Raw genomic sequence first — 21,860 nt, 5'->3', positions numbered from 1 at the left:
ACCGCCTGTAACATTGTCTACATGCAAGGTTCGTGTTTCTTCTACAATAAATCTTCGACTCCTTTGTCATAAATCCTGCTGTTACAGGCACCCGAACTATTTCCAATCTCATTTCATATATCTATGCTAAAAGTCATGATGGAGTTATGATCCTGTTCAAAAGTTAGCAATTTTGGCAATCTGAGCTGCTCTCCGTTACACTAGGAGTAAGAAACAAAAAAGGAGTGAATGAATAACTTGAGACTGACTGGAAAAAAAGTAATTGCGCTCGTTGATGAAGAATTTGAAGATTTGGAGCTATGGTATCCCGTACATCGTGTACGTGAAGAAGGGGCCGAGGTTCATCTTGCCGGTGAAGTAAAGGGTAAGGTGTACGTAGGTAAATACGGGGTTCCTGCTACAGCGGAATTCAGCTTTGAGGAACTAAACAGTACAGATTATGACGGTATTCTCGTTCCAGGAGGCTGGGCGCCGGACAAGCTGCGTAGATATCCCAAAGTGATTGCACTGATTCAGGAAATGAATGCAGAAAAGAAAGTGATCGGACAAATATGTCATGCGGGGTGGGTACTCATATCCGCCAAAATTCTGCAAGGGGTTACCGTTACTTCGACACCAGGTATTCGCGATGATATGGAAAATGCGGGTGCGATCTGGAAAGATGAAGCAGTCGTTACCGACGGACATATTGTGTCTGCACGCCGTCCTCCCGATCTTCCGCCTTACGGAAAAGCTTTCTGTGATCTTCTTGCAGAAAGATCATAAGATACTTTATAAGAACGAGTGAGCAGATTTCTACTCACTTCGTCTTTCTTTTCATCACAAAAAAATAAAAAGGACGGATTCCGCCGTAATCTGCTTACGGCGATATCCATCCTTTTTATACATAAACATAAAGAACAGTTTCATCTCTCTGTATTTTCTTCAATGAACTCTTCTAACTTCGCTTCAATGTCTTGACTTCTTGACATCGAAATACAAGATTTAGCCACTTCCTTTGCCTCTTCCGCATTCGTATTTAGTAGTCTATGTTTCACTCGAAGTAATGATTGCGGAGACATGCTAAGATTATGAATTCCAAGCTCAATCCAGATTGGTACTGCTCTCTCGTCCCCAGCCAGTTCTCCGCAAACACTGATATCAATTCCGGCCGTATGAGCAGCATCAGCGGTCATCTTCAGCATGCGCAAGATCGATGGATGAAACGGATGATATAGATGAGCGATCTGTTCATTCATCCGGTCGACAGCAAGTACATATTGTACAAGATCGTTCGTACCGATACTGAAGAAGTCCACTTCTGCTGCTAGAAGATCCGCCATAACAACGGCAGCAGGCACTTCAATCATAATACCGATCTGGATATCCTTATCATAATTGATACCCTGCCGATCAAGATCACCCATTGCCTCATGCAATACCTGATTCGCTTCCCGAATTTCATCGATTGAGGAAATCATGGGATACATAATTTTCACTTTCCCATGGACGCTGGCTCTCAGAATGGCCGTCAATTGAACTTTAAATAGATCTTTCAGATCTAAACTAATTCGAATCGCACGATACCCAAGGAAGGGATTGTCCTCCTCTGCCAGCGGAAAATAGTCGAGCTGTTTATCTCCGCCGATATCAAGAGTCCGAATGACAACCGACTGACCTCCTGCTCTCTCAACAACATGACGATATACCTCATATTGTTCTTCGATTGTAGGAAAGGTCGCCCGATCCATGTATAGGAACTCAGTACGGAATAATCCGACCCCTTTTGCGCCGTGGCGAAGGGCCATCTCCAGCTCTTTTGTTGAACTAATATTAGCAGCAAGATTCATTAAGGTGCCATCTTTAGTTACTGCGTCAACTTCAGCAAGTACCTGGAGTTGTTCTTTTTTGCGAAGCTGCTGGTTACGAATGCGTGTGTACTTCTCCATCATCTTCTCGCTCGGATTCACATAGACAGTGCCTTCATCTCCATTGATAATGAGCGTATCTCCCGTTTGCACTGGAAGATTCACGCTATTCTCAAGTCCTGATACCATAGGGATGCCAAGTGCTCTTGCCATAATGGCAGAATGAGACGTCTTACCCCCGATTAGAGTCACGATACCAAGTACATAATTAGGATTTAAATGAGCAAGTTGCGAAGGAGATAGTTCTTTGGCAACTAGGATATACGGCTGCGTGTCTGAAGGGAGCGTAATTTCTGGAGCCCCCAGCAGATGTTTTAACAACCGATTGCCTACATCTTTTATATCTAAAGCACGTTCTTTCATATATTCATCATCAAGCAAATCAAACATCGTCACAAAATGATCGATTGCTTCTTTCACCGCAACTTCTGCTGCCTTGTATTGGCGTTCAATAATCCCTTGAATTTCGCTCATAAATACAGGGTCTTCCAGTATAGCTAAATGGGCATCGAAGATACTGGATTCCTCCGGCCCAACCACTTCATTAAATTCCTGCTTTATTATCTCAATCTCATTACGAGATGTTCTGATGCCTTCATACAGCCGTTCAAATTCTTTGGCCAGGTCAACGACGTCCATTTTTTGGTCTGGTAAATCCCATTCCCAGCTGGGAAGGACAAATGCCTTGCCTATTGCGACGCCTGCCGCTCCTGAGATGCCTTGTATCATGCTTCTACCCCTCCAACATTCCTATCTTCATGTAGTACAACAGACATTACCGATGCCTGGCCTTTTCTAACATGTTTAAATGGAGCATAGCTCCATGATTTCACTCGGTCGGGATTTGTAATCACCATCGGTGTAACTAACGAAGGAGCGTCCTTCCTTAGTCCATCCAGATCGAATTTAATCAATAGCTGACCAGCCTCCACGACATCTCCTTCTTTTACTGCGGCTTCAAAGCAACCTTTGAGTTGTGAAGTGTCAATTCCAATATGAAGCAATACTTCTAGTCCTTCCGGTGTTTGGATCCCAATGGCGTGCATCGTTGGATACAGGTGCATAATGGTGCCGTATACGGGCGAAAGAAGTTCTCCATTCTCCGGCACAAAAGCGACCCCGTCCCCTACAAGCTTACCGGCAAATATTTTATCCGGCACATCCTCGATTGGCAACATTTTTCCCTGAACCGGCGCACTGAATAATACTTGCGGTAAATCACGCTCAAGCAGCTTGGCAATCTCTTCACGTATAAGCTCAGAATAAGTACCGAATACGACCTGTACATTTCCTCCTCCAAGCTTGATGAGACCAGCAGAACCAAGTGCCTTCATTGCACTCACATCAATTAGACGATCATTATGAACGGTAATTCTGAGCCTGGTAATACACGCTTCTACCTGAACGATATTACGCTTCCCGCCCAGTGCCTCCAATATAAGTGGAGCTTGATAAGGGATACTGCCCACCCAATCTTCGAGGACTGAACCTTCTTCACGCCCTGGAGTAGGAATACGGAATGTACGGATCGCCCAGCGAAATAAGTAATAATAGATTAAGCCGTATACAATCCCTATCGGAATGAGAAGTAACCCGTTCTCGGACAAATGGAAATTCAGTATGTAATCAATCGCACCCGCAGAATAAGAGAATCCATGGCGTATTTCTAATAAGTAGCTGATCCATAAAGCAAGTCCTGACATAACCGCATGAACGATGAACAGGTAAGGCGCAGCAAACAAAAAGGCAAATTCAATCTGTTCTGAGACCCCTGTCAAAAAGCACACCAGAGCTGACGTAATGAACGTCTTGTAAACTTTCGGTTTTAAATCTTCTCTAGCCTCCTGGATAATCGCAAGTGCTATCGCTGGAATGGCGAACATCATAATAGGAAACAGACCTGACATGAAATAACCTGCTGTTGGGTCTCCTGCAAAAAAACGTGGCAAGTCTCCTGTAACAACCTCACCGCCTGTAGTCTCATAGGAACCAAGCTGGAACCAGAACACATTATTCAGCAAATGATGAAGTCCAAAAGCAACCAGGACCCGGTACAAAATGCCATATAAAAAGAGTCCGAATCCTCCCAGTTGATATTCCATGGAAGCAATCATGTCGAGTAAAGATTGGATGATGGGGGCAATACCCAGCATCAAGCAGGAGAATAATGCTGCGATGAGTCCTACAATCAGTAAAACAAAACGAGATCCTCCAAAGAATTGCAAAATTTCAGGTAGTCGTATACTTTTAAATCGATTATGAGTAATCCCAGCGATGGCGCCAAGAATAATACCGATGAGTGAAGCAGGCTGAACGCTTCCATCTCCGAAATGACTTACCACCTGATCGTAGATAATCATCCCCGACAGGGCAGCAAGACCGGCTTGACCCGCCTGATTAGATAAACCAAGCGCCACACCCACCGCAAATAAATACGGCAAAAAATAAAACAGGCTTTGACCTGCTACTGTAGCGATTCCGCTTACGCTTTCAAATCCCCAAGAATCCCATGGCAAACTGCCTACACTCAGCAATATCGCTGCTGCAGGTAAGACCATCGTCGGGAGCATCACAGCTCTGCCGAGCTGCTGTAAGGAACCGAGCCAATTCATGGCACCCTCTCCTTTCTAATCTAGATGGTAAGCGTTCCATGTCTTTTTGTCAAAATGAATCCTGTACATCTTTTTCGAAAGTAAAAAGGCCCCTCATAAAGGGACCTTTCTATCATCATTTATCTTTGCTCTTTGCCAAGTAAAATGGAATCTTCCACTTTAATGCATCGATCCATGATGACCGTCATGCCATGCTCTTCACCAATCTGAGCTGCTTCATCACTGACAACACCGAGTTGTAACCACAGTACATTAGCTTTGATCTCGGCTGCCTCTTTTGCCACTTCACCGCAGTATTCACTACGGCGGAATACATTTACGATATCAACAGGCTCAGGAATGTCCGCAAGTTTCGCATAACATTTCTCTCCTAGAATTTCATCTGCTCTAGGATTCACTGGAATAATTCGGTACCCCCTGCTTTGCATAGCTTGTGAGACCATGTAGGAAGTTCGATCCGGTTTATCTGATAGACCGACAACTGCAATATTTCCAGCGGAACGAAGAAGTTCTTTGATCTCATCCCGTGACGGGTTTTCAAATGTCATATTCATCAGCACCTTTCTAACTTTACTATACCCATTCTACGTTGGCGCCAAGCGCCTGTAAATGATCGAAATATCCAGGATAGGATTTTGCAACGTGATGAGCATCTTTAATACGCAGCGGCTCTTTGGAACGGAGGCCCACAATCGTAAGTGCCATAATGACACGATGATCATAATGAGCGTTGATTTCAACGCCGCCTTCTACCCCTTCAGGCCGTCCGTGGACAATAATCTCCGCTTGTCTTTCTTCGACTCTTGCGCCAGCCTTGGAGAGTTCGTGCAAATAATCAGTGATTCGATCACATTCTTTATATCTTAAATTCTCCACATTATAAAAACGCGAAGTGCCTTCCGCAAAAACAGCTGCTGCAACCATAGCAAGTACCGCATCCGTAGCTGCATCTCCATCAAATTCAACAGCCGTAAGTTTCCCGTTTCCTTGAACATGAACGATATTATCTTCATGGGTGAGCGGAACATTCATCATTTTCAGCACATCAATAATAGCACGTTCACCCTGTTTACTTTTCTCCATTAACCGCGTAACCGTTACATCTGATTTTGTCACCGCAGCCGCTGCTAAAATCGCTGCTGATCCGGGATAATCTCCTTGAACCGTATAATTTGCCGGTTGATATTTTTGAGAACCAGGAACCTTAAAGGACATATAGTCATCACTTGCATGAATAACGATACCGGCTTGTTCTAACACTTCAAGTGTTTGCCCGATAACGACTTTCGATTTCAGATCATGAAGGACTTCAATGGTACTATCCTGCGGGAGAAGCGGTGTCAGAAAGAGCAAAGCACTCAGATACTGAGAACTTACAGAACCCGATACTCGAATAACTCCGCCTTGCGGTTGACCGCCACGAATGGTGATCGGCAGTCTTCCCTCCTGATGATCTACTTCGGCTCCAAGCTGCTCCAGTGCATCAATCAAATCTTGATGAGGCCTTTTACCAAGAGATTCCGGATATGTATTAACAAATGTAATTTCCTCTCCAAGCGCGGCAATTCCCATCAGAAACCGCAGAACTGCTCCTGCATTTCCTACATTCAGTTCACCTGTGGGACGAGGTGTAGAGCCAAACCCAGTAATGGTTATTTTTTCATCGTCTTCTACAAGAACAGCACCTAAATCCTGAATACAGCGGCGCATCGCATCGCTGTCCTCACTGTGAGCAGGATAATAGATTGTGCTCGTTCCTTCTGCTAATGCAGCAACAAGCAAATAACGCGTTGTGTAATTTTTCGAAGATAAAGCGTCAATCGTTCCAGATAAGGAAGGGGTGTTATTTACGATAACGTCCATAGTTATAACTCCTTTTTATATATAATCAGCTGCGGTTTAACACTCGGGAACAACCTTCGTAATGAAATTGACAGTCCCCTCTTCCCTTCGGTATCATGGTATAGTTATCCATAAGAACATGTCCATTCGGATTACACCAATATATTAGTAACCATAGAAAAGAGGATGACTCATGAATCAAATACTCGAGATTACACCTGCTGAACTTAAGGCTCGTCTACAGTCAGGAGAAGCTATTCAAATGATTGATGTCCGTGAAGATGAAGAAGTTGCTGCTGGTATGATTCCAGGAGCAAAACATATTCCACTTGGACAAATTCCTGATCGTCTTGATGAAATCGAGAAAACGCAGGAAACGATTTTGATCTGCCGCAGCGGTTATCGCAGCGAGAGAGCTTGCGAATATCTAACAGAGCTGGGATATCCAAGCTGTGTGAACCTGGTTGGCGGCATGCTTGCCTGGACTTAATTAAGAGAAGATGGAACGGGTAGGCAGTGCCTGCCCTCTTTCTTTTTAAGATCATACTACAATGTATCTGAAAAGCACAACAGCTTAGACGCGGTAAAGCGTTAAAATATGATGAACAACTTCTTCCGGACTAAGCTCCGAAGTATCGATCGTAACATCTGCAAAAGAATATGCATCTTTACGTTCTTCCATTATATTCTTTATACGTTCCTCTACATTGCCTTTAAGCAGCGGTCTATCACCACTAGACGACACACGTGAAATAATCGACTCTGGACTCGCTGTCAAAGCGATAACCCAACCTGCATCCTTCATTATCTTCTGGTTTTCTGTTCGAAGTACACATCCCCCACCCGTAGAAACGACTTGAGAAGAGTCTTTGAGAATTCTACATAAGGTATCACTCTCCACTTGGCGAAAGTATCGTTCTCCCTTTTCTTGAAATAAGACAGGGATCGGACAGCCTTCTTGCGCTTCTATTTCCGTATCAATATCTATGCGCGTGTATCCAAGTTCTTGTGCCAGTATGCTGGATACTGTTGTCTTACCTGTACCCATCATTCCAATAAGAATGATATTATCAGCTTCCTTGCTCACTGCCTTGCCACCCCTTCATTATGAGACCCAGTTAGTACCACTTTTTTATTCTACTAAACATAACATAGAAAAAAAGATCCGCCAAGAAGCATATCGGGACATCCTTTTACGTATGGATGATAGAGGATAAAAGCAGAGATATCTGTAAGGAGTGTGAAGATAATGGATGATTTAGCTTATCTGCCCGTACTGAAACTACCTAAGGTTCCTAGCAGAATCACACGTATCTTTGAACCAGGTTATGTGATATGCAGAGATGACGTACTGCTCGTACTGCATTATGTACAACAAAAAGTGGCTTTGGAAGACCCACTTCTCATGGATCTACCAAAACCACGTCTTATTACTAATTTTCAATATTTTAGTGAAGCTGCCATGCTGCTATTGGGTGAACACACTTCCCACTCAACACAAGAAAGACTCCGGACCTGCCTGCACGAGGCACTCTATGGTCTTCGCGGAGAAATGCAGCAAAGCAGCATGAATTACAGTGTATCTTAAAGCTGGTCTTATTTGCCCATCCAGTTGTGGTGGAATGTTCCTTCTTTGTCCACACGTTTAAACGTATGTGCACCGAAGTAGTCGCGCTGTGCTTGAAGCAGATTCGCTGGAAGGCGTTCTGTACGATAGCTGTCATAGTAAGAAAGAGCACTGGAGAATCCAGGTACCGGAACTCCTTTTTCTACAGCAACAGAAATCACTTTACGCCATGCATCTTGGTAAGATTCCACAACATTTTTGAAGTATGGATCCAGAAGCAAGTTTTTCAGTTCTGCATCTTTATCATAAGCTTCTTTGATGTTTTGCAAGAATTGGGAACGAATGATACATCCTCCGCGGAAGATCATTGCAATGTTTCCATATTTCAAATTCCAACCATACTCGTCGGAAGCTGCACGCATTTGAGCAAAACCTTGTGCATAAGATACGATTTTACTTGCGAACAATGCTTTACGAACATTCTCGATAAATTCTTGTTTATCACCGGAGAATGGCTCTGTTTTTGGACCGCTGAGCACTTTACTAGCTGCAATACGCTCTTCTTTCATCGCAGATAAGAAGCGGGAGAATACGGATTCAGTAATCATAGACAATGGTACGCCGAGATCAAGCGCACTTTGGCTAGTCCATTTTCCTGTACCTTTTTGTCCAGCAGCATCGAGGATCACATCTACCATTGGTTTGCCTGTTTCTTCATCATATTTGGAGAAGATATCAGCCGTAATTTCGATCAGGTAGCTGTCAAGCTCGCCCTTGTTCCATTCGGAGAAGAGTTCGTGGAATTCTTCTGCAGTAAGACCAAGTACATCTTTCATCAAATGGTATGCTTCGCCAATCAGCTGCATATCACCGTATTCAATACCGTTGTGTACCATTTTTACATAATGTCCAGCACCATCAGGACCGATATATGTTGTGCAAGGCTCTCCATCTACTTGAGCCGCGATCGAAGTTAAGATTGGTTTTACAAGTTCATAAGCACTTTCCTGACCTCCAGGCATAATTGCCGGGCCTTTCAGTGCGCCTTCTTCACCACCGGATACACCAGCACCAATGAAGCGGAAACCTTGCTCTTCCAGTTCTTTGCTGCGGCGAACAGTATCAGGGAAGTAAGCATTACCGCCATCGATAATAATGTCGCCTTTATCTAGATGAGGAATGAGCTGTTGAATCGTTGCATCTGTAGCTGGTCCTGCTTGTACCATAATAAGAATCTTACGTGGAGATTCAAGAGATTGTACAAACTCTTCAATAGAAAAGAAACCTTCTAGATTTTTGCCTTCTGCTTCTTTCAGAAGATCATGTGTTTTTTCTGGAGAACGGTTAAATACAGACACCGTAAACCCCTTGCTTTCAATATTCAGGGCTAAATTCTTGCCCATTACGGCTAGACCGATAACGCCAATTTGTTGTTTAGTCAATATATTCTCCATCCTTTGCTACGTTATTTTGATGTATCTTATGTTACTAGAGCTGTCCGATAATGAACTTGTCCATAAGCAGACAATTATCATCCCTTAGAAAATTATGTAAGCAAAAGAAGGACGCCCTAACAATAATCCTATTCTAACGCTTTTGCAAAAGGAAGTGAACCCCCCGCTAAAGTGTAAACAAGGATAAAACACCTCTTTTCATGAGGTGTTCATCAAATACTCATATAAATAATAGTATGGTTCATACGGCTGTTTACCATTCAAGCATGAACATTCGATTCTGCATTTGCTTTAAATAGTTGCGGCAAGACTCCGCCTTAGCCTCGTCTCCATTATGGATTGCAGCATGAAGCCGTTCGAGTTCATCATCCACTTCCATCTTTAACAGCAGCAATCTCATTTCCCCTTCTTGCGAAGAGAACATTTCCTCCATCTCTTCCATTGTAGGGGTCGGCCCTTTCTGATAGATCACCCTTTGTTTGAATCCCGACACTTCCACCAGACGTATAACCTCGCCGAACAAAATATTTTCTATAACGATGATGTGATCTTTAAACCTGCGGACAACCGCATGGCCTCGAGTATCTCCGATGAGTTTCTCTATGAACTCGGCAAGTTTCGCATCTTTAATAATATAATCACCAATCAACTTGTATTCGCCCGTACGCATGAGTTGAAATTTCAGTTTAACCAATTTACGACCCGTTCTCACGGAAAGAATGAACAGGCTTTCATCTTCACTCCAATACAGCGAATATCCTTCCTGAATTAAGTCTTTGATGAGCTGTTGGATATGCCGACGGTTAAACCGGAGCTCTAGATTGCAGTATTCCACTTCATAGCTCTTGTTCACGGCACTTCCTCCTCCATGCCGGATGATTGATCCGGAGTCTTATTATGTGACTTTCCGCCATGGCCCCTATGATCTACGTTCCACCATAAGTCGGCTTACCCTATTTTATACGACACGTAAGGTAAGGGTACGTAGTTATAAGTCCATTTTTCTTAAGACACGAAATCTTCATTAACAATACAGATAAGGGACAGGCTTTAGAGAAGTGCGAATAGAGTTACCTGTGTTATAATGAGTCCCATATTGTTTTGTATCCTATTATATTGGCAAGTGATAAGGTTCATGCTTATATAAATAAAACTTGTCCATCACAACACATAAGGAGGAAGTTAACCTGATGACTACACTAAAATACCCTTCATTTACATCCGCAGATTTTGATGTCTTTGATATACCCGGGCTCGAACCCCGAATGGAATTATTGATTGAGAGAATCCGTCCAAAACTGAACGAGATTGGTGCAGAATCCGCGCCATTTCTAAGCGATTTAGTTGGAGAAGAAATGTTTGTTCATGTGGCCAAGCATGCTAGACGTACCGTGAATCCGCCAAATGATACTTGGGTAGCGATCGCTAATAACAAACGTGGTTACAAAGCATATCCTCATTTTCAAGTAGGAATGTTTGGTACTCATGTATTTGTTATTTTTGCCGTTATTTACGAAAGCAATAATAAGGAAATCTTCGCTGAAGCATTAGAGAGACAGCTTGACGATGTTATGGAACATATTCCAGGGCACTTCTACTGGTCTACAGATCATATGAATCCAGAAGGAACCCTTCATAAAGATATCTCGAAAGCAGATTTCAAAAAAATAGCTGAACGATTAAAAACCGTGAAAAAATCAGAAATTTTATGCGGCCTGCGTATTGAACAGGATGATCCGCTTCTTCTGGACGGAGAAGCCTTTGGGAAGAAGGCTCAAGAAGTATTTACTCAGCTTGCGCCCCTGTATAAAATGGCTTTTTAAATGAAGTGAGATTCATCACAAAAAATTCGTTACAATCTTTATCCATTTTGCTATACTCATTTAGGTTTTATTATTTCTAATAGAGAAAGGTTGTGACAGAATCCATGGATCACCGTCGTACGCCGCTTTTTACAGCGCTTAGAACACACGCGGCTAACAATCCGGTACAGTTTCACATCCCTGGTCACAAAAAAGGACTTGGAACAGACTCTGAATTCCGCGAATTTATAGGGGATAATGCCCTTTCCATAGATTTAATTAACATCGCGCCGCTTGATGATTTGCATCAACCGACGGGTGTCATTGAAGAAGCTCAAATACTTGCAGCTGATGCTTTTGGTGCGGACTATACGTACTTTAGTGTGCAAGGGACAAGCAGTGCCATTATGACCATGATTCTGTCTGTATGTGGACCAGGTGATAAAATCATCGTACCGCGTAACGTACACAAATCGATTATGTCTGCTATTATCTTTTCGGGAGCTAAGCCTGTATTCGTCTCTCCAGTGAGTGATGAAAATTTAGGTATTGATCACGGTATTACGGTGGGTTCGGTTCAGCGTGCTTTAGAGCGTCACCCCGATGCCAAGGCCGTGCTTGTTATTAACCCTACGTATTTCGGTGTATGTGCGAATCTTAAAGAAATTGTAGATCTTGCGCATAGTTACCAAGTACCTGTACTTGTTGATGAAGCGCACGGAGTCCTTATCCATTTTCACGAGGATCTTCCGATGTCAGCCATGGAAGCAGGAGCCGACATGGCGGCAACCAGTGTTCATAAGCTCGGCGGTTCGATGACACAAAGTTCAGTACTCAACCTAAACACCAAAAATGGATTTGTAAATCCACAGCGAGTTCAAACGATCATCAGTATGCTGACGACGACTTCAACTTCTTATATATTGCTCTCTTCGCTGGATACATCCAGACGTAACCTTGCGCTGAATGGACATTCCATGGCTCAAAAAGCCATTGATCTTGCAGAGTATGCAAGACGTTCGATTAACGATATCGAAGGATTGTATTGTTTTGGGGAAGAAATACTTGGAGGAGAAGCAACCTATAGCTATGATCCAACCAAAGTAACGGTTCATGTACGCCATCTTGGTTTGACGGGATACGATACAGAGAACTGGCTGCGTGAACACTATAATATTGAAGTCGAGATGAGCGATATGTATAACATCCTCTGTCTCATTACACCAGGAGACAATGATGTAACGGTAAATACGCTGCTTGATGCACTTCGTGAATTGTCCAAAACTTATTATAATGTCAACACAGCTAACGATTTAATTGTCAAAATCCCAGAAATCCCTCAGCTCATGCTTACACCGCGCGAGGCATTTTACGGAGATACAGAAGTCATTCCTTTTGAAGAATCTGCTGGACGTATTATTGCTGAATTCATTTATGTATATCCTCCTGGTATTCCGATCCTGCTTCCGGGAGAAGTTATTTCTCAGGAAAACATTAATTATATTACGGAACACGTCGAAGTTGGATTACCGGTAAAAGGTCCTGAAGACCGTTATATTAAGAATGTAAAAGTAATTGTAGAAGCAGATCCAATCTTCTAACTTACATTGATATACGATTCATAAATGAGAAGGACCTGCTTAGCTGACAAGCTGAGCGGGTCCTTTTTTTTCAAAACATCCACTGTGTGCATGGTAATAAAAAAAGGGAAGCCCCTGTTATCCAGAGACTTCCCTTGCTTCATTTTGCTCTTATTGCTGTTCTTCAACCATTTTGTTAAATGCAGCTTCTACACGATTCCACTCATCTTCATCTTCAATTTGATAAAGACTCACTTCATCGCCCTCTTCTTCAAAACGAAGAATGAGGCCATCTTCTTCCGGATTGTTGCGCTCAACAAATACCGCATATTCCTTATTGTCTACATCAAAAGTTTGTACCAGAATCATTTCAATCTCTTTACCGTTCTCATCTTCAAAGATAAGCACCTGAGGTTCGTGGTCGTGGTCGTGGTTGCAGTTCTCATCATGTACATGGTTATGATCGCTCATTCATCTATACCTCATTTCATTTATACTTGTATTGTATTCACACTCATATAAGTAATCATACCGAAATATCGTAACACTATTAGAGGATAAAATCAATTCAGCCAATTTACGAATCTAGTGCTGTAATCACTTTTTCGGATACAAGAAAGAATGAATTCCCTCCTGCCGGCTTCATGTAGAACCCTACTTTATATTTCCCTTTTTTCTTGAAATCATATGTGAAATCATTCGTTTTGAACCAAAAATTATCGTTTGATCCGCTTCCCATCTTCTCCGTTTGAATATTTTTTGTGTTTCCGGAAGGATCCGTGATGGCAACTTTGACTTCTGAAATGTTTCCATCCAAACTATCAACTTGACTAAGCACGTGAAATTTCAGCTTTCCTACATTAACATTTCCAAAAACAGTATCACCTTTAAACAGTGTTATATGTACATTAGGCTTAATAACTGTTACCTTCTTGCTAGTTGCATCCCAGGATGCAAGACCACTAAGTTCACGCACAGGAGCATAGGTTGTCCCATTAATATAATAACCGCCACCATTGACATCATTGCCATTGACTACGACACGAATTTTTTCTGTAATTGAATCTGCAAATAACATAGATCCACTGCCTACAAGAGAAAAGACAAGTACCAAGGCAAGTGTTCTTCTCCATTTCATTGTTCCATATTACCTCCCCCATAAGATTGTATATATATTTATACTTCATCCAGCAAGACAAGTTGCGGCAAAAAGTCGTTTTTTTCTCTTTTTCTAAAATTTATAACAACCGCATTATCTCTCAGATCTCATGAGTAAGAATGCGGTTGTTAATGTTTATCCTTTTGGTTTCGTTAAGATACAAGGTACACCTTTACCTACAGCGCCTGGCTCTCGCATACGTGCAGCATAGGCCATTCCTATGTCGCATGGCGTCTTACACACCTCACAGACTTCAGAAGTAACTATTCTCATCCCACCGCGAACTTTCTCCTTTTTTGCCACTACTTTTTTTCCTTTGCCCTTTACCATGGCCCTATTCCCCGCTTCCCTTGTCATGCGAGAAAACTGATCTGTCATCCGAACTCTCGCCTAGGTAATGCATTGTATGGGGATTCGTATAAGAAGGTGCTAGTGAGGAGGAAATTTGTTAGAGGTCTTATCTACGCAAAAAAGGAGCCCCAAAGGGCCCCTCTTTCATATCGTACCGGATCTCCGGTTATTGGTTAGTTTTTATTCAAAAATCGGTAATTGATCTAGGTTGTTGCTTGGATCTCCGTCAGCATCACCGCGAATTCGGAGTGATCCTCCTTTTGCCTTAAATACGTTGGCTCCCGCAATCGTTCCAGACTCAACCTCGTTCAATGCCTGGTTATAATCAAGAACACGACCTGCCGAAGTTTTAAATGCGGTTAAATCGCCATCTCCATTTTTCTGAACAGCGACAAAGTGCTCGCGCGTGTTATTTTCCATTAGAACAACACTCCTTTTTGCACTGTATTTGGTGTTTACCTGTACCGAGTACGAAGATAGGCTCTTGCTCGGCAAATATAGTGTGTCCCAAAAAAGAATGCTCTATGTAAACGAAATGAAGTTATAACGCTTTTTGCATCCGTACATGTAATATACCGGCATCATAAAACGGCTCGTCCGATATCACTTCATAGCCCAGTTTAGCGTAAAACCCTTCAGCTTGGCACTGTGCATCAAGGATGGAGTACGCAAGACCAAGCTCTCTTGCACGCTCTTCTAGAGCCATAATTAATACACGACCATAACCATGAACACGGTAGTCTTTAAGAACAGCTACGCGTTGGAGTTTCGCTGTATCCTTCTTATAATAAATGAGACGTCCTGTCGCCACCATCTGCTGTCCATCCTGTATAAGAATATGATGCGCATCGGGAGAAATGACGTCATATTGGTCAATTTCTTCTTCTAAAGGAACGTTTTGTTCCTTTACAAACACCTCTTTACGAATGTGCAGCCCCTGTTCTAATTGTTCCTCAGTGGTTACATTAATAATTTCAGCTGGCATTGATATCCCCCTCTGCTTTAGCTCTTCGATGCTCTAGACCCATAAAACTCACGCTATTATACAACAATACAGCAGAAATAAGCCAGCCCGAAGGAACGGACTGACTTATTGTATCTTAGACGACGGCAAGCTTCATTAAGGCGTTAGTATTTCCTCATCGGTAGAAGAATAAACATCATCCCTTATCGAAGGAGAGTACACATCATCAATGATAGGCAGCTCCGATTCAGGATCAATCATCTCTTGTAGCATTATTGTTTCTTCTGATGGCTCTAAAGTACATCCTGATATGTTTAGTAGCAATAGTGCAATTGTGCAGCTTGCCATGAACGTGTCGTATAACTTTTTCATAGGATGGCAATCCTCCAGATGATCATTCTTCCTTTTAGGATGTGTCATTTCAGTAGAATTTAAACATACAAACTTCTGATTGACAGTGTAAAATAAGCCTGATAATATAAGATTATTCTTTAAACTAAACTTGATCTGTTAGCTCAGCTGGGAGAGCACTATCTTGACAGGGTAGGGGTCAGTGGTTCGAGCCCACTACAGATCATAATCAAAACGCCTTGAGGCTCTAAGCTTCAAGGCGTTTTCAATATATTTCCGTATGTAAATTAAATTTGTTTTGGGGGAGAATTGGGGGAGAACGAAAAAATCACTTTAGTTTCTTACCGAGTTCAATTCCCTCTTCAATTGCCAGAGGGTATACGAATTCGGTATCCACTCTGGTCTTTAAAAGAAATATATTTTCAATGCGATCAGTAATTCCAGAGAGGTTAGGATTCGTACTTTTAACCTCATTTAATAACTTGGTTAGCTCCGAATAAACTTCCTCAGATTTTTCGTCACATTGTTCTATCACCTCTTCTGTTCTTTTCGTAATAGCAATATTCATCCATTTGCTAATAACTTCTTCTTTATGATTCATACATTTACTCCCTTCGACTAATAAACACTCCCAAGAACCGTGTTTACCGAAAAGTAAGAAGCGTGATATAATTATCCCTTGAGTATTTCCAATAAAAGGAGTATAGACATTGAAAATCTCCCGAGGGAGATGTAATCTAAATAAACTCATACAAGCAAAAGGGTTAACACAAGCAGAATATGCTCGTCGTGTTGGACGATCCAAGCAGATGATATCCTACTTTTGTAATGGACAAAGAGTTATGCAACCAGAGGATATTTATAGTGCTCAGCTGCTATTGGATTGCACGATAGAGGAATTGTATGAATTTAAGTTAGATTAAGCGGTTAATTTTTCCGCTTCTCCCATCGGATATATGTCAACTATTAGTTGACGTTTTGGAAATGAAATATGCAATTACTCGTATATTACGGATACCCCTTGGACATTTTAATTTCATAGTCGCAATGAAAAAAACGTATCACATTAGAGAACAACTGTTCTTAGTATATGACTTATTTTCTTTATTTTCAACAATTTCCCAATAAAATCAAAGACAAGAACAGACAAATTCTTCTAACAACTAAAGTGAATCACCCACTTATTATTTCTTTACAAATCGACCAATCATCTGTTCAATATCATCTTGATATATTCGGAAGGGACGCTTATCAATTTCGTACCCTCCTGATCCAACCCCAATAATCCATACAGGTGGAAAGATTTTCTTTTGTGGTATCTGCCAAGCTTCGTTTTGCCAATCTCCTGATAGATAGTACTTTTCATAACGATTCATTTTATCCTGCATTTGCGGTTTAGTATATTTACTGCGCTGTATTTCCACGTAAAATGGAGTGTTTTTCCAAACCATAAATGCATCAGGTTCGGGCATTCCTTTACCGCCTAACTTGGGTTCTACGCGGAATATGCGTGGCTTCTCGATCCGAAACACATCCCTGTAAAACTCCGATATCGAGAGGAAATGTCCGATCTTTTGCGAGTCTGATTTTACTTTACGTTCAGCGCAGTAATACACGTATTTCCTTCGCTCTGTTGAACATTTGATATAACCATCCCGGCGCAATCTTTTAAGTGTAGAGTTTGCGTGAATCACTGGATGTTTGGTGTGGGAAAAGTACATTTCTGCAACATCTTCTCCAGTTAAAAAACGAAACTCATGCAGACTGTTGATGATCTCTTTGTCTCTAGTTCTCATATTCAAGCACTCCAAATATGTTTTCTTCTTCATCTATCGGTTCGCTTTCTTCCTCCACATCGTACTCGTTATTCCTTAGATCAATGACGTTCTCCGCTGTGGTTTCCTGCCACCTATGAGGTTCTAGCATTGCTTTGGCATCGGTAAGGGCTAACAAAGGAGCCTGGGCAAATTTAAGACCATCCATCGAAAATACGAACCTTCCTTTTTCTTTATTCAAAATTTCTGATGCTTCGCCACTGTCAATTGCTATTCGGCTGTTAACTGCACTACTGGCACGAAACGCCATTCTAACGGTTAAATTATTCTTCAGTATCCCGTCCATAACTGTACTGTCGGCACGTTGAAGAGAGAGGATAAGAAACACTCCTAACGCTCTACCCACGGACGATATTTCTTCAAGCATGCTCATAATGTCCTTTTCTTTTTTCAGTAAAACAAATTCGTCAATCGCCACTAATGTATACTTTGGCCTGATCGCTTTAGGTAGATCATCAATGTGTGCAAGACCGTGTTTATTTAAGAGGTCAGAGGTTCGGTTCATTTTCTTTACGACTTTTAACAGCAGCGTTTCAAGGTCATTTGGTTTGATTACAACCTCTTTGGCGATGCCTTTAAATATGTGAAACTCAGTTCGCTTTAAATCGGCACAGTACAGCTCCACACGGTCTTTGCATTGAGTAAGCAGCGTTGTGAGGATAGACCGAAGTTGAATGGATTTACCACTCCCTGTTTCGCCTGTAATAAGTAAGTGGGGATTCTCTACCATGTTGTAAACCACTAATCCTGATTGTGTATTTCCTACAACGATAGGGAGGGGAATGTCTTTCGCACCTTCTGCAATTTTCTCCTGATCGTAATCAAACATTTTGACTTCCTCGTTATAAGCTTTAATGAAAAATCTTCGCTTATCCTTCGACAAATCAAACTCGAGTTCCGAACCAAAAGCCTGATAAAACAAATCCTTCTTTTTGTAAATTTCATCCGGCATAAGTCCGATAGGCAATACAAAACTTATTTCAGTGCGGTTCAGGTAAATCCTTATATCCTTTCTAGAGAATGATGGATATTTCTTTATTACTCTGCCTTTGTATCCTTGGATGCTCATATAAAGGTTTCCCATACGTATGACGCTGTTTAGCTTTCTCATGGCTATATTCACCGGTAGGGTCGTATAAGCCGCGTAAGCACCGCCAAGACTCCCCACAACCCCTGCCGCTTTCCAAATGCTCAAACCTTCAATCATCATCGCGCAGCCCTCCCAAGACTTTCAAACTCACTCCGCCCTGCGTCGCTCCTTTGAAACAAATCATTTTTTTGGCTCTATATCAATGGTTTTGGCTTGTATTAAACATTTCTTAATACACGTTTACTCAAATATTTAATTAAATGATTACTTAAACATTTACCAAGATACATGTACACCGAGATACCGGCCCGCCATTTTAAAGAAATCCTTCCAGGTGGCGAAGGCAATGAGGAAATAACAAAGGTTTGCGCCGATCTTCACCATGATTACATTTCCTGCATTACCGCTAAACTCAAGTTTACGCTCAATCATGTGGGCCACAACACCAATGGCAGCTATACCCGCGAAAGGAATAATAAAGTTCATTTGGATCACTCCTTTATAAAAATACGTCTATACAGTTAATTATTTTTTCAACCATCCATTCCGGTAATTCGGTGAAATTACGCTGAGAAAAGTTGTATACTTCTTTCTTGTTTAGATGAATTGACACATACTCGTAACCCTCATTTTTCGTCTTGCAGATCACCTCATACCCAAACACCGCAATCCTTCGCCACATTCCAAAACACTCCTACAAAATAAAGTCTTTAAAAGCGTCTATAATCGCATGTGATTCATCAAGTTCTTTCATCCGACCCTTTAGCGCGCTCATGATTTCGCCATACGTGCGATCACTAATATAAATGTAATCTCCTAGCACTGTGGATTTTCCGTGATACGCGTTTGTTATGATCGTTTTCACCTTCTCTAATGCTCCCAGGCTCTTTGCTGATTTAATCAAACTCAATAGGATTCCCATGGCTACCGACTCCATTTCACAACACGGATTTTAGGAGGTTTATTGTTCATGATCTTGTATCCGACCCATGAACCAATTACGTAATAACGGTATGCAGGACATAAAAAGTAAACAGCAACAGCAGAAACAGCCAGCAGCGTTTTTGCCTTTTCCATCGTTACCACTCCTTATAAAATAATGTCTTTGATAATCCCGATAATCTCATTTGCGTTGAGCTGTTCAAGTGCGTTCGATGCATCAATCTTTCCGGCAGCTTCGCCAATTTTCATGGCAATCTTTTTAATGATGTATCCCATACAATCCCCCTCCTTTTAGATCCAACCCTCAACACTGAATTCCTCCGAACGTTTAACCTCTGGCAGCTGAATAGTAATGCTGCTACCTTCCATATCTCTCTGGATCAGTCGCTTAATATATCCGGACGAATTAGGCTTACACGATACTTGCTCATGCCAGAATCTTTGTTCCGGATCGAGTAGGTTAAAAGCTACTTGGATGATCTTGATTTGCTTAGCCACCGTATACCCTCCTTGCAATCATCAGGAGCCCCCTGACGTTTGTAGTAAACGGATCAGGATCTAGGAGCACTGCCATTGGAAAGAGCTGTTGGATAAACGGTAGAACCTCATTAGCTCCGCCTCCAGTTACATAAACCGTATCGTTCTTATCCCATTTACGAGCGATTGCCCTTGCAGCAATTTGCCGTCCAAAAGATCGCGGATCCAGCTTACTCTTACTCTCCATACCTTCAGGCAGCGTAAAACTGCTCTTATTGATAAACTGCCGGTCCGTGATCGTGGCGAAGTTCACGCTACCACTTCCTATATCAATGATTCTTATAGTTCCGACTGCAGGAGCTACCAAAAGCCCAGAAGCAGCTCCTTCAGGTCCAACCTCACAGTTCTTGATTACAATGACTTTTCGTTTTCCATTCACAGTCAGATCATGGCTACCAATGTACATTTTCTTAATAGCCTGTTTTTCAGTTTCGGTGTGAGTATCAATCGGTTGGCCAACAAGTATTTGATGCTCGTTACCGGATCCGTACTGGTGCAGTGCTATGAGTGATCTAAGCTTTGCATCAAAGTGAGCTTTGCTTTCGTCTTTCCGACTTTCTACATACTCTGACTCCCGGAGCGCAAGACTGCCGGCGAAACCAGTAAGTCCTTCATACTCCCATTCAAAGTCAAATTCCCCAGAGCTTTTTAGGTTACGGTCCAGATCATTAATCCCGATTGCTGATGGAAACATCACTGGCTTAGGTAAACGACTGTCAAAGTACTTCGTATTACGTCCACCTGGATCGATTGCGCTTATCATAAACATCACTCTCCTGCTGTCTGGTTATATATCCAGATACGTAACCAGGGTGCCTTGATCCGGTTTGGTTATGTATCTAGTTCTATAACTATGGCGAACGGCTTGGTCATGTTGCACGGTTTTTGAATATTTTTTTCATAGATTGTCCACACTTCCTATTAAGGAGTGTGAGAGAAATGTATGGATTAGGTAAAAAACGGAGTGAATTCGGGGTTTATTGCGATAGAAATGGTATTAAACAATTATGGCTTGCTAAGGAATCAAAAGTTAGCCGTAATACAATTTCAGAATTATGTGACGGGGCAAAGTTAATTCAACCTCAGGAACAAACCATTCTGAAGATTATATCCGCATTAAGAAAACATGGATATAATGTGAAGGCCAGTGATTTTTGGGCATAAGAAATCCCTAGCCTTTAATTGACTAGGGATAGATCATGTTATTCTTTTACAAATCTGAGTTCAGTGATAACAGCTTCTGCGGATCCTTCCACCCATTCCTTCGATACATCTTTAGCCTGATAGTATATCCCAGTATCCATCTTCCAAGAGTAATTTGCTTTCAGAGGATCATTATCAAAAATGCCGGAAGGGTTTATTGGAGTAAGGGAAGCTTCTGCGATAGTACTTCCAGACTTATCTTTGAAATAAACAGTGACTGTTAGATATTCAACGTCTTTTTTACCTTTGTTTTTCAAATCGAATGTATACCCTGCCACCTTATTACCGTACAATATGTCCTCATGCCATTTCGTTTCAAGATTATTTATTTCAACAAAGTTCTCGGCATATTCTTTTTCAACTGGATTTGAAATTGCAGATTCAGATACTGTCTCAGCGGCATTACCATTTGAATTGTTTTCTCTGTATAAATCTAATTGGTCGGTTAAATCTTTATTTTGTTGTTGAAACTCAGCAGCAGTCTTTTTTACTTTTTCTAAATCAGCGCTTACAGTTTTGTAGTCACTTTTTAATTTTTCTAACTCCTGCTTAGCAGAAGTAAGTTCGTCTTTCGATGTACAAGCCGTTAGTAAACTTAAAATAAGAAGTGAAACGAAAATGAAAGATACTTTATAATTCTTGTTCAAAAGACCCACTCTCCCAA

The 21,860-nt window shown here is 41.7% G+C and carries 31 protein-coding genes and 1 tRNA gene; 8 read left to right on the top strand and 24 right to left on the bottom strand.

Annotated features, from left to right (window positions below):
- The first annotated feature begins 237 nt into the window (after positions 1 to 237).
- Complete coding sequence (locus H9647_RS07065; protein WP_225229119.1) at positions 238 to 765, top strand: type 1 glutamine amidotransferase domain-containing protein; 528 nt, start codon at positions 238 to 240, stop codon at positions 763 to 765.
- A 140-nt stretch (positions 766 to 905) separates the two neighbouring features.
- Here H9647_RS07065 and ptsP read toward each other — a convergent pair whose 3' ends face one another.
- The 4 genes from ptsP to aroA all read right to left on the bottom strand — a co-directional run bounded on the left by ptsP (position 906) and on the right by aroA (position 6,382).
- Complete coding sequence (gene ptsP / locus H9647_RS07060) at positions 906 to 2,636, bottom strand: phosphoenolpyruvate--protein phosphotransferase (RefSeq protein WP_191799047.1); 1,731 nt, start codon at positions 2,634 to 2,636, stop codon at positions 906 to 908.
- Positions 2,633 to 4,519, bottom strand: coding sequence for a glucose PTS transporter subunit IIA (locus H9647_RS07055; RefSeq protein WP_191799046.1), 1,887 nt, complete (start codon positions 4,517 to 4,519; stop codon positions 2,633 to 2,635). Before H9647_RS07055 ends, ptsP begins: the two co-directional genes overlap by 4 nt.
- Before the next feature lie 119 nt (positions 4,520 to 4,638).
- Positions 4,639 to 5,067: a CoA-binding protein gene (locus H9647_RS07050; RefSeq protein ID WP_191799045.1), complete on the bottom strand. Its 429-nt coding sequence runs from the start codon at positions 5,065 to 5,067 to the stop codon at positions 4,639 to 4,641.
- Positions 5,068 to 5,092: 25 nt separating this feature from the next.
- On the bottom strand, positions 5,093 to 6,382 hold the full coding sequence (gene aroA / locus H9647_RS07045) for a 3-phosphoshikimate 1-carboxyvinyltransferase (protein WP_191799044.1): 1,290 nt from the start codon (positions 6,380 to 6,382) through the stop codon (positions 5,093 to 5,095).
- A 172-nt stretch (positions 6,383 to 6,554) separates the two neighbouring features.
- Between aroA and H9647_RS07040 the strand changes: the two genes are divergently transcribed.
- Positions 6,555 to 6,851, top strand: a complete 297-nt coding sequence (locus tag H9647_RS07040; protein WP_191799043.1) for a rhodanese-like domain-containing protein — start codon at positions 6,555 to 6,557, stop codon at positions 6,849 to 6,851.
- Positions 6,852 to 6,935: 84 nt separating this feature from the next.
- Here H9647_RS07040 and H9647_RS07035 read toward each other — a convergent pair whose 3' ends face one another.
- Complete coding sequence (locus H9647_RS07035) at positions 6,936 to 7,448, bottom strand: shikimate kinase (protein ID WP_318245274.1); 513 nt, start codon at positions 7,446 to 7,448, stop codon at positions 6,936 to 6,938.
- 162 nt (positions 7,449 to 7,610) lie between these two features.
- On the opposite strand from H9647_RS07035, the gene H9647_RS07030 reads away from it, so the two are divergent.
- The gene (locus H9647_RS07030) at positions 7,611 to 7,949 is read left to right on the top strand and encodes a hypothetical protein (RefSeq protein ID WP_191799042.1); all 339 of its coding nucleotides are present in this window, start codon (positions 7,611 to 7,613) and stop codon (positions 7,947 to 7,949) included.
- 8 nt (positions 7,950 to 7,957) lie between these two features.
- Here the strand turns inward: H9647_RS07030 and gndA are convergent, their stop codons facing one another.
- Positions 7,958 to 9,370 carry an NADP-dependent phosphogluconate dehydrogenase gene (gene gndA, locus H9647_RS07025; protein WP_191799041.1) on the bottom strand — a complete coding sequence of 471 codons (1,413 nt, stop codon included), beginning with the start codon at positions 9,368 to 9,370 and terminating at the stop codon, positions 7,958 to 7,960.
- A 265-nt stretch (positions 9,371 to 9,635) separates the two neighbouring features.
- The gene (locus H9647_RS07020) at positions 9,636 to 10,235 is read right to left on the bottom strand and encodes a hypothetical protein (RefSeq protein WP_191799040.1); all 600 of its coding nucleotides are present in this window, start codon (positions 10,233 to 10,235) and stop codon (positions 9,636 to 9,638) included.
- 337 nt (positions 10,236 to 10,572) lie between these two features.
- Between H9647_RS07020 and H9647_RS07015 the strand changes: the two genes are divergently transcribed.
- Together H9647_RS07015 and H9647_RS07010 are read left to right on the top strand one after the other, a co-directional pair.
- Positions 10,573 to 11,205 carry a YktB family protein gene (locus H9647_RS07015; protein ID WP_191799039.1) on the top strand — a complete coding sequence of 211 codons (633 nt, stop codon included), beginning with the start codon at positions 10,573 to 10,575 and terminating at the stop codon, positions 11,203 to 11,205.
- 104 nt (positions 11,206 to 11,309) lie between these two features.
- Entirely contained in the window at positions 11,310 to 12,785 is a 1,476-nt protein-coding gene (locus H9647_RS07010; protein WP_191799038.1) for an aminotransferase class I/II-fold pyridoxal phosphate-dependent enzyme, read from the top strand.
- A 150-nt stretch (positions 12,786 to 12,935) separates the two neighbouring features.
- On the opposite strand, the gene H9647_RS07005 is transcribed toward H9647_RS07010, so the two are convergent.
- The 6 genes from H9647_RS07005 to H9647_RS06980 form a co-directional block, all read right to left on the bottom strand.
- Positions 12,936 to 13,235 (bottom strand): DUF1292 domain-containing protein, encoded by a 300-nt coding sequence (locus H9647_RS07005; protein WP_160036999.1) that lies wholly within the window; start codon positions 13,233 to 13,235, stop codon positions 12,936 to 12,938.
- A 106-nt stretch (positions 13,236 to 13,341) separates the two neighbouring features.
- Entirely contained in the window at positions 13,342 to 13,902 is a 561-nt protein-coding gene (locus tag H9647_RS07000; protein ID WP_191799037.1) for a copper amine oxidase, read from the bottom strand.
- Positions 13,903 to 14,058: 156 nt separating this feature from the next.
- Entirely contained in the window at positions 14,059 to 14,301 is a 243-nt protein-coding gene (locus tag H9647_RS06995; RefSeq protein WP_404822590.1) for a hypothetical protein, read from the bottom strand.
- Between the two features lie 153 nt (positions 14,302 to 14,454).
- On the bottom strand, positions 14,455 to 14,694 hold the full coding sequence (locus tag H9647_RS06990; protein WP_191799036.1) for a DUF3892 domain-containing protein: 240 nt from the start codon (positions 14,692 to 14,694) through the stop codon (positions 14,455 to 14,457).
- 121 nt (positions 14,695 to 14,815) lie between these two features.
- Positions 14,816 to 15,259 (bottom strand): GNAT family N-acetyltransferase, encoded by a 444-nt coding sequence (locus tag H9647_RS06985; RefSeq protein WP_191799035.1) that lies wholly within the window; start codon positions 15,257 to 15,259, stop codon positions 14,816 to 14,818.
- A 135-nt stretch (positions 15,260 to 15,394) separates the two neighbouring features.
- The gene (locus H9647_RS06980) at positions 15,395 to 15,610 is read right to left on the bottom strand and encodes a hypothetical protein (protein WP_191799034.1); all 216 of its coding nucleotides are present in this window, start codon (positions 15,608 to 15,610) and stop codon (positions 15,395 to 15,397) included.
- 132 nt (positions 15,611 to 15,742) lie between these two features.
- Between H9647_RS06980 and H9647_RS06975 the strand changes: the two genes are divergently transcribed.
- A tRNA-Val gene (locus tag H9647_RS06975) sits at positions 15,743 to 15,815 on the top strand.
- A gap of 102 nt (positions 15,816 to 15,917) precedes the next feature.
- On the opposite strand, the gene H9647_RS06970 is transcribed toward H9647_RS06975, so the two are convergent.
- The gene (locus H9647_RS06970; protein ID WP_191799033.1) at positions 15,918 to 16,190 is read right to left on the bottom strand and encodes a hypothetical protein; all 273 of its coding nucleotides are present in this window, start codon (positions 16,188 to 16,190) and stop codon (positions 15,918 to 15,920) included.
- A gap of 109 nt (positions 16,191 to 16,299) precedes the next feature.
- Between H9647_RS06970 and H9647_RS26295 the strand changes: the two genes are divergently transcribed.
- Positions 16,300 to 16,512, top strand: a complete 213-nt coding sequence (locus H9647_RS26295) for a helix-turn-helix transcriptional regulator (protein WP_191799032.1) — start codon at positions 16,300 to 16,302, stop codon at positions 16,510 to 16,512.
- A 261-nt stretch (positions 16,513 to 16,773) separates the two neighbouring features.
- Here H9647_RS26295 and H9647_RS06960 read toward each other — a convergent pair whose 3' ends face one another.
- The 9 genes from H9647_RS06960 to H9647_RS06925 all read right to left on the bottom strand — a co-directional run bounded on the left by H9647_RS06960 (position 16,774) and on the right by H9647_RS06925 (position 20,756).
- Positions 16,774 to 17,385 carry a replication-relaxation family protein gene (locus H9647_RS06960; RefSeq protein WP_191799031.1) on the bottom strand — a complete coding sequence of 204 codons (612 nt, stop codon included), beginning with the start codon at positions 17,383 to 17,385 and terminating at the stop codon, positions 16,774 to 16,776.
- Positions 17,375 to 18,634, bottom strand: a complete 1,260-nt coding sequence (locus tag H9647_RS06955) for an FtsK/SpoIIIE domain-containing protein (protein WP_191799030.1) — start codon at positions 18,632 to 18,634, stop codon at positions 17,375 to 17,377. The genes H9647_RS06960 and H9647_RS06955 overlap by 11 nt, the downstream gene beginning before the upstream one ends.
- A 156-nt stretch (positions 18,635 to 18,790) precedes the next feature.
- Positions 18,791 to 19,009: a hypothetical protein gene (locus tag H9647_RS06950; protein WP_191799029.1), complete on the bottom strand. Its 219-nt coding sequence runs from the start codon at positions 19,007 to 19,009 to the stop codon at positions 18,791 to 18,793.
- Between the two features lie 4 nt (positions 19,010 to 19,013).
- A complete protein-coding gene (locus H9647_RS06945) occupies positions 19,014 to 19,196 on the bottom strand; it encodes a hypothetical protein (RefSeq protein WP_191799028.1) in 183 nt (60 codons plus the stop codon).
- A gap of 12 nt (positions 19,197 to 19,208) precedes the next feature.
- The gene (locus H9647_RS06940; RefSeq protein WP_191799027.1) at positions 19,209 to 19,436 is read right to left on the bottom strand and encodes a PIN domain-containing protein; all 228 of its coding nucleotides are present in this window, start codon (positions 19,434 to 19,436) and stop codon (positions 19,209 to 19,211) included.
- A 2-nt stretch (positions 19,437 to 19,438) separates the two neighbouring features.
- Positions 19,439 to 19,591, bottom strand: coding sequence for a hypothetical protein (locus tag H9647_RS06935; RefSeq protein ID WP_191799026.1), 153 nt, complete (start codon positions 19,589 to 19,591; stop codon positions 19,439 to 19,441).
- A 12-nt stretch (positions 19,592 to 19,603) separates the two neighbouring features.
- A complete protein-coding gene (locus tag H9647_RS25965; protein WP_263621313.1) occupies positions 19,604 to 19,732 on the bottom strand; it encodes a hypothetical protein in 129 nt (42 codons plus the stop codon).
- A 15-nt stretch (positions 19,733 to 19,747) separates the two neighbouring features.
- Positions 19,748 to 19,954, bottom strand: a complete 207-nt coding sequence (locus tag H9647_RS06930; protein ID WP_191799025.1) for a hypothetical protein — start codon at positions 19,952 to 19,954, stop codon at positions 19,748 to 19,750.
- Positions 19,947 to 20,756 carry a ParM/StbA family protein gene (locus tag H9647_RS06925; protein ID WP_191799024.1) on the bottom strand — a complete coding sequence of 270 codons (810 nt, stop codon included), beginning with the start codon at positions 20,754 to 20,756 and terminating at the stop codon, positions 19,947 to 19,949. The genes H9647_RS06930 and H9647_RS06925 overlap by 8 nt, the downstream gene beginning before the upstream one ends.
- Positions 20,757 to 20,932: 176 nt before the next feature.
- Here H9647_RS06925 and H9647_RS06920 point away from each other — a divergent pair, with 176 nt between their 5' ends.
- Positions 20,933 to 21,157 carry a transcriptional regulator gene (locus H9647_RS06920; protein ID WP_191799023.1) on the top strand — a complete coding sequence of 75 codons (225 nt, stop codon included), beginning with the start codon at positions 20,933 to 20,935 and terminating at the stop codon, positions 21,155 to 21,157.
- 38 nt (positions 21,158 to 21,195) lie between these two features.
- Here H9647_RS06920 and H9647_RS06915 read toward each other — a convergent pair whose 3' ends face one another.
- A complete protein-coding gene (locus H9647_RS06915) occupies positions 21,196 to 21,843 on the bottom strand; it encodes a hypothetical protein (protein WP_191799022.1) in 648 nt (215 codons plus the stop codon).
- Positions 21,844 to 21,860: the final 17 nt, after the last annotated feature.

The organism is Paenibacillus gallinarum, from assembly GCF_014836635.1.
Lineage (GTDB): Bacteria > Bacillota > Bacilli > Paenibacillales > Paenibacillaceae > Paenibacillus > Paenibacillus gallinarum.
This window is presented reverse-complemented; position numbering and strand designations above follow the sequence as displayed.

What these genes read in the sequence shown, in the direction of transcription:
- H9647_RS07040 (WP_191799043.1), top strand. Translation starts at nt 6,555, where the DNA reads ATGAATCAAATACTCGAGATTACACCTGCTGAACTTAAGGCTCGTCTA.
- H9647_RS06920 (WP_191799023.1), top strand. Translation starts at nt 20,933, where the DNA reads ATGTATGGATTAGGTAAAAAACGGAGTGAATTCGGGGTTTATTGCGAT.
- H9647_RS06985 (WP_191799035.1), bottom strand. Translation starts at nt 15,259, where the DNA reads ATGCCAGCTGAAATTATTAATGTAACCACTGAGGAACAATTAGAACAG.
- H9647_RS06960 (WP_191799031.1), bottom strand. Translation starts at nt 17,385, where the DNA reads ATGAGAACTAGAGACAAAGAGATCATCAACAGTCTGCATGAGTTTCGT.
- ptsP (WP_191799047.1), bottom strand. Translation starts at nt 2,636, where the DNA reads ATGATACAAGGCATCTCAGGAGCGGCAGGCGTCGCAATAGGCAAGGCA.
- H9647_RS07000 (WP_191799037.1), bottom strand. Translation starts at nt 13,902, where the DNA reads ATGAAATGGAGAAGAACACTTGCCTTGGTACTTGTCTTTTCTCTTGTA.
- H9647_RS06955 (WP_191799030.1), bottom strand. Translation starts at nt 18,634, where the DNA reads ATGATGATTGAAGGTTTGAGCATTTGGAAAGCGGCAGGGGTTGTGGGG.
- H9647_RS07005 (WP_160036999.1), bottom strand. Translation starts at nt 13,235, where the DNA reads ATGAGCGATCATAACCATGTACATGATGAGAACTGCAACCACGACCAC.
- H9647_RS07010 (WP_191799038.1), top strand. Translation starts at nt 11,310, where the DNA reads ATGGATCACCGTCGTACGCCGCTTTTTACAGCGCTTAGAACACACGCG.
- H9647_RS06940 (WP_191799027.1), bottom strand. Translation starts at nt 19,436, where the DNA reads ATGGGAATCCTATTGAGTTTGATTAAATCAGCAAAGAGCCTGGGAGCA.
- H9647_RS07050 (WP_191799045.1), bottom strand. Translation starts at nt 5,067, where the DNA reads ATGACATTTGAAAACCCGTCACGGGATGAGATCAAAGAACTTCTTCGT.
- H9647_RS07015 (WP_191799039.1), top strand. Translation starts at nt 10,573, where the DNA reads ATGACTACACTAAAATACCCTTCATTTACATCCGCAGATTTTGATGTC.
- H9647_RS06945 (WP_191799028.1), bottom strand. Translation starts at nt 19,196, where the DNA reads ATGTGGCGAAGGATTGCGGTGTTTGGGTATGAGGTGATCTGCAAGACG.
- H9647_RS07030 (WP_191799042.1), top strand. Translation starts at nt 7,611, where the DNA reads ATGGATGATTTAGCTTATCTGCCCGTACTGAAACTACCTAAGGTTCCT.
- H9647_RS06990 (WP_191799036.1), bottom strand. Translation starts at nt 14,694, where the DNA reads ATGGAAAATAACACGCGCGAGCACTTTGTCGCTGTTCAGAAAAATGGA.
- H9647_RS25965 (WP_263621313.1), bottom strand. Translation starts at nt 19,732, where the DNA reads ATGGGATACATCATTAAAAAGATTGCCATGAAAATTGGCGAAGCTGCC.
- H9647_RS06980 (WP_191799034.1), bottom strand. Translation starts at nt 15,610, where the DNA reads ATGAAAAAGTTATACGACACGTTCATGGCAAGCTGCACAATTGCACTA.
- H9647_RS06935 (WP_191799026.1), bottom strand. Translation starts at nt 19,591, where the DNA reads ATGGAAAAGGCAAAAACGCTGCTGGCTGTTTCTGCTGTTGCTGTTTAC.
- H9647_RS06995 (WP_404822590.1), bottom strand. Translation starts at nt 14,301, where the DNA reads ATGACAGATCAGTTTTCTCGCATGACAAGGGAAGCGGGGAATAGGGCC.
- aroA (WP_191799044.1), bottom strand. Translation starts at nt 6,382, where the DNA reads ATGGACGTTATCGTAAATAACACCCCTTCCTTATCTGGAACGATTGAC.
- H9647_RS06970 (WP_191799033.1), bottom strand. Translation starts at nt 16,190, where the DNA reads ATGAATCATAAAGAAGAAGTTATTAGCAAATGGATGAATATTGCTATT.
- H9647_RS07055 (WP_191799046.1), bottom strand. Translation starts at nt 4,519, where the DNA reads ATGAATTGGCTCGGTTCCTTACAGCAGCTCGGCAGAGCTGTGATGCTC.
- H9647_RS06925 (WP_191799024.1), bottom strand. Translation starts at nt 20,756, where the DNA reads ATGATAAGCGCAATCGATCCAGGTGGACGTAATACGAAGTACTTTGAC.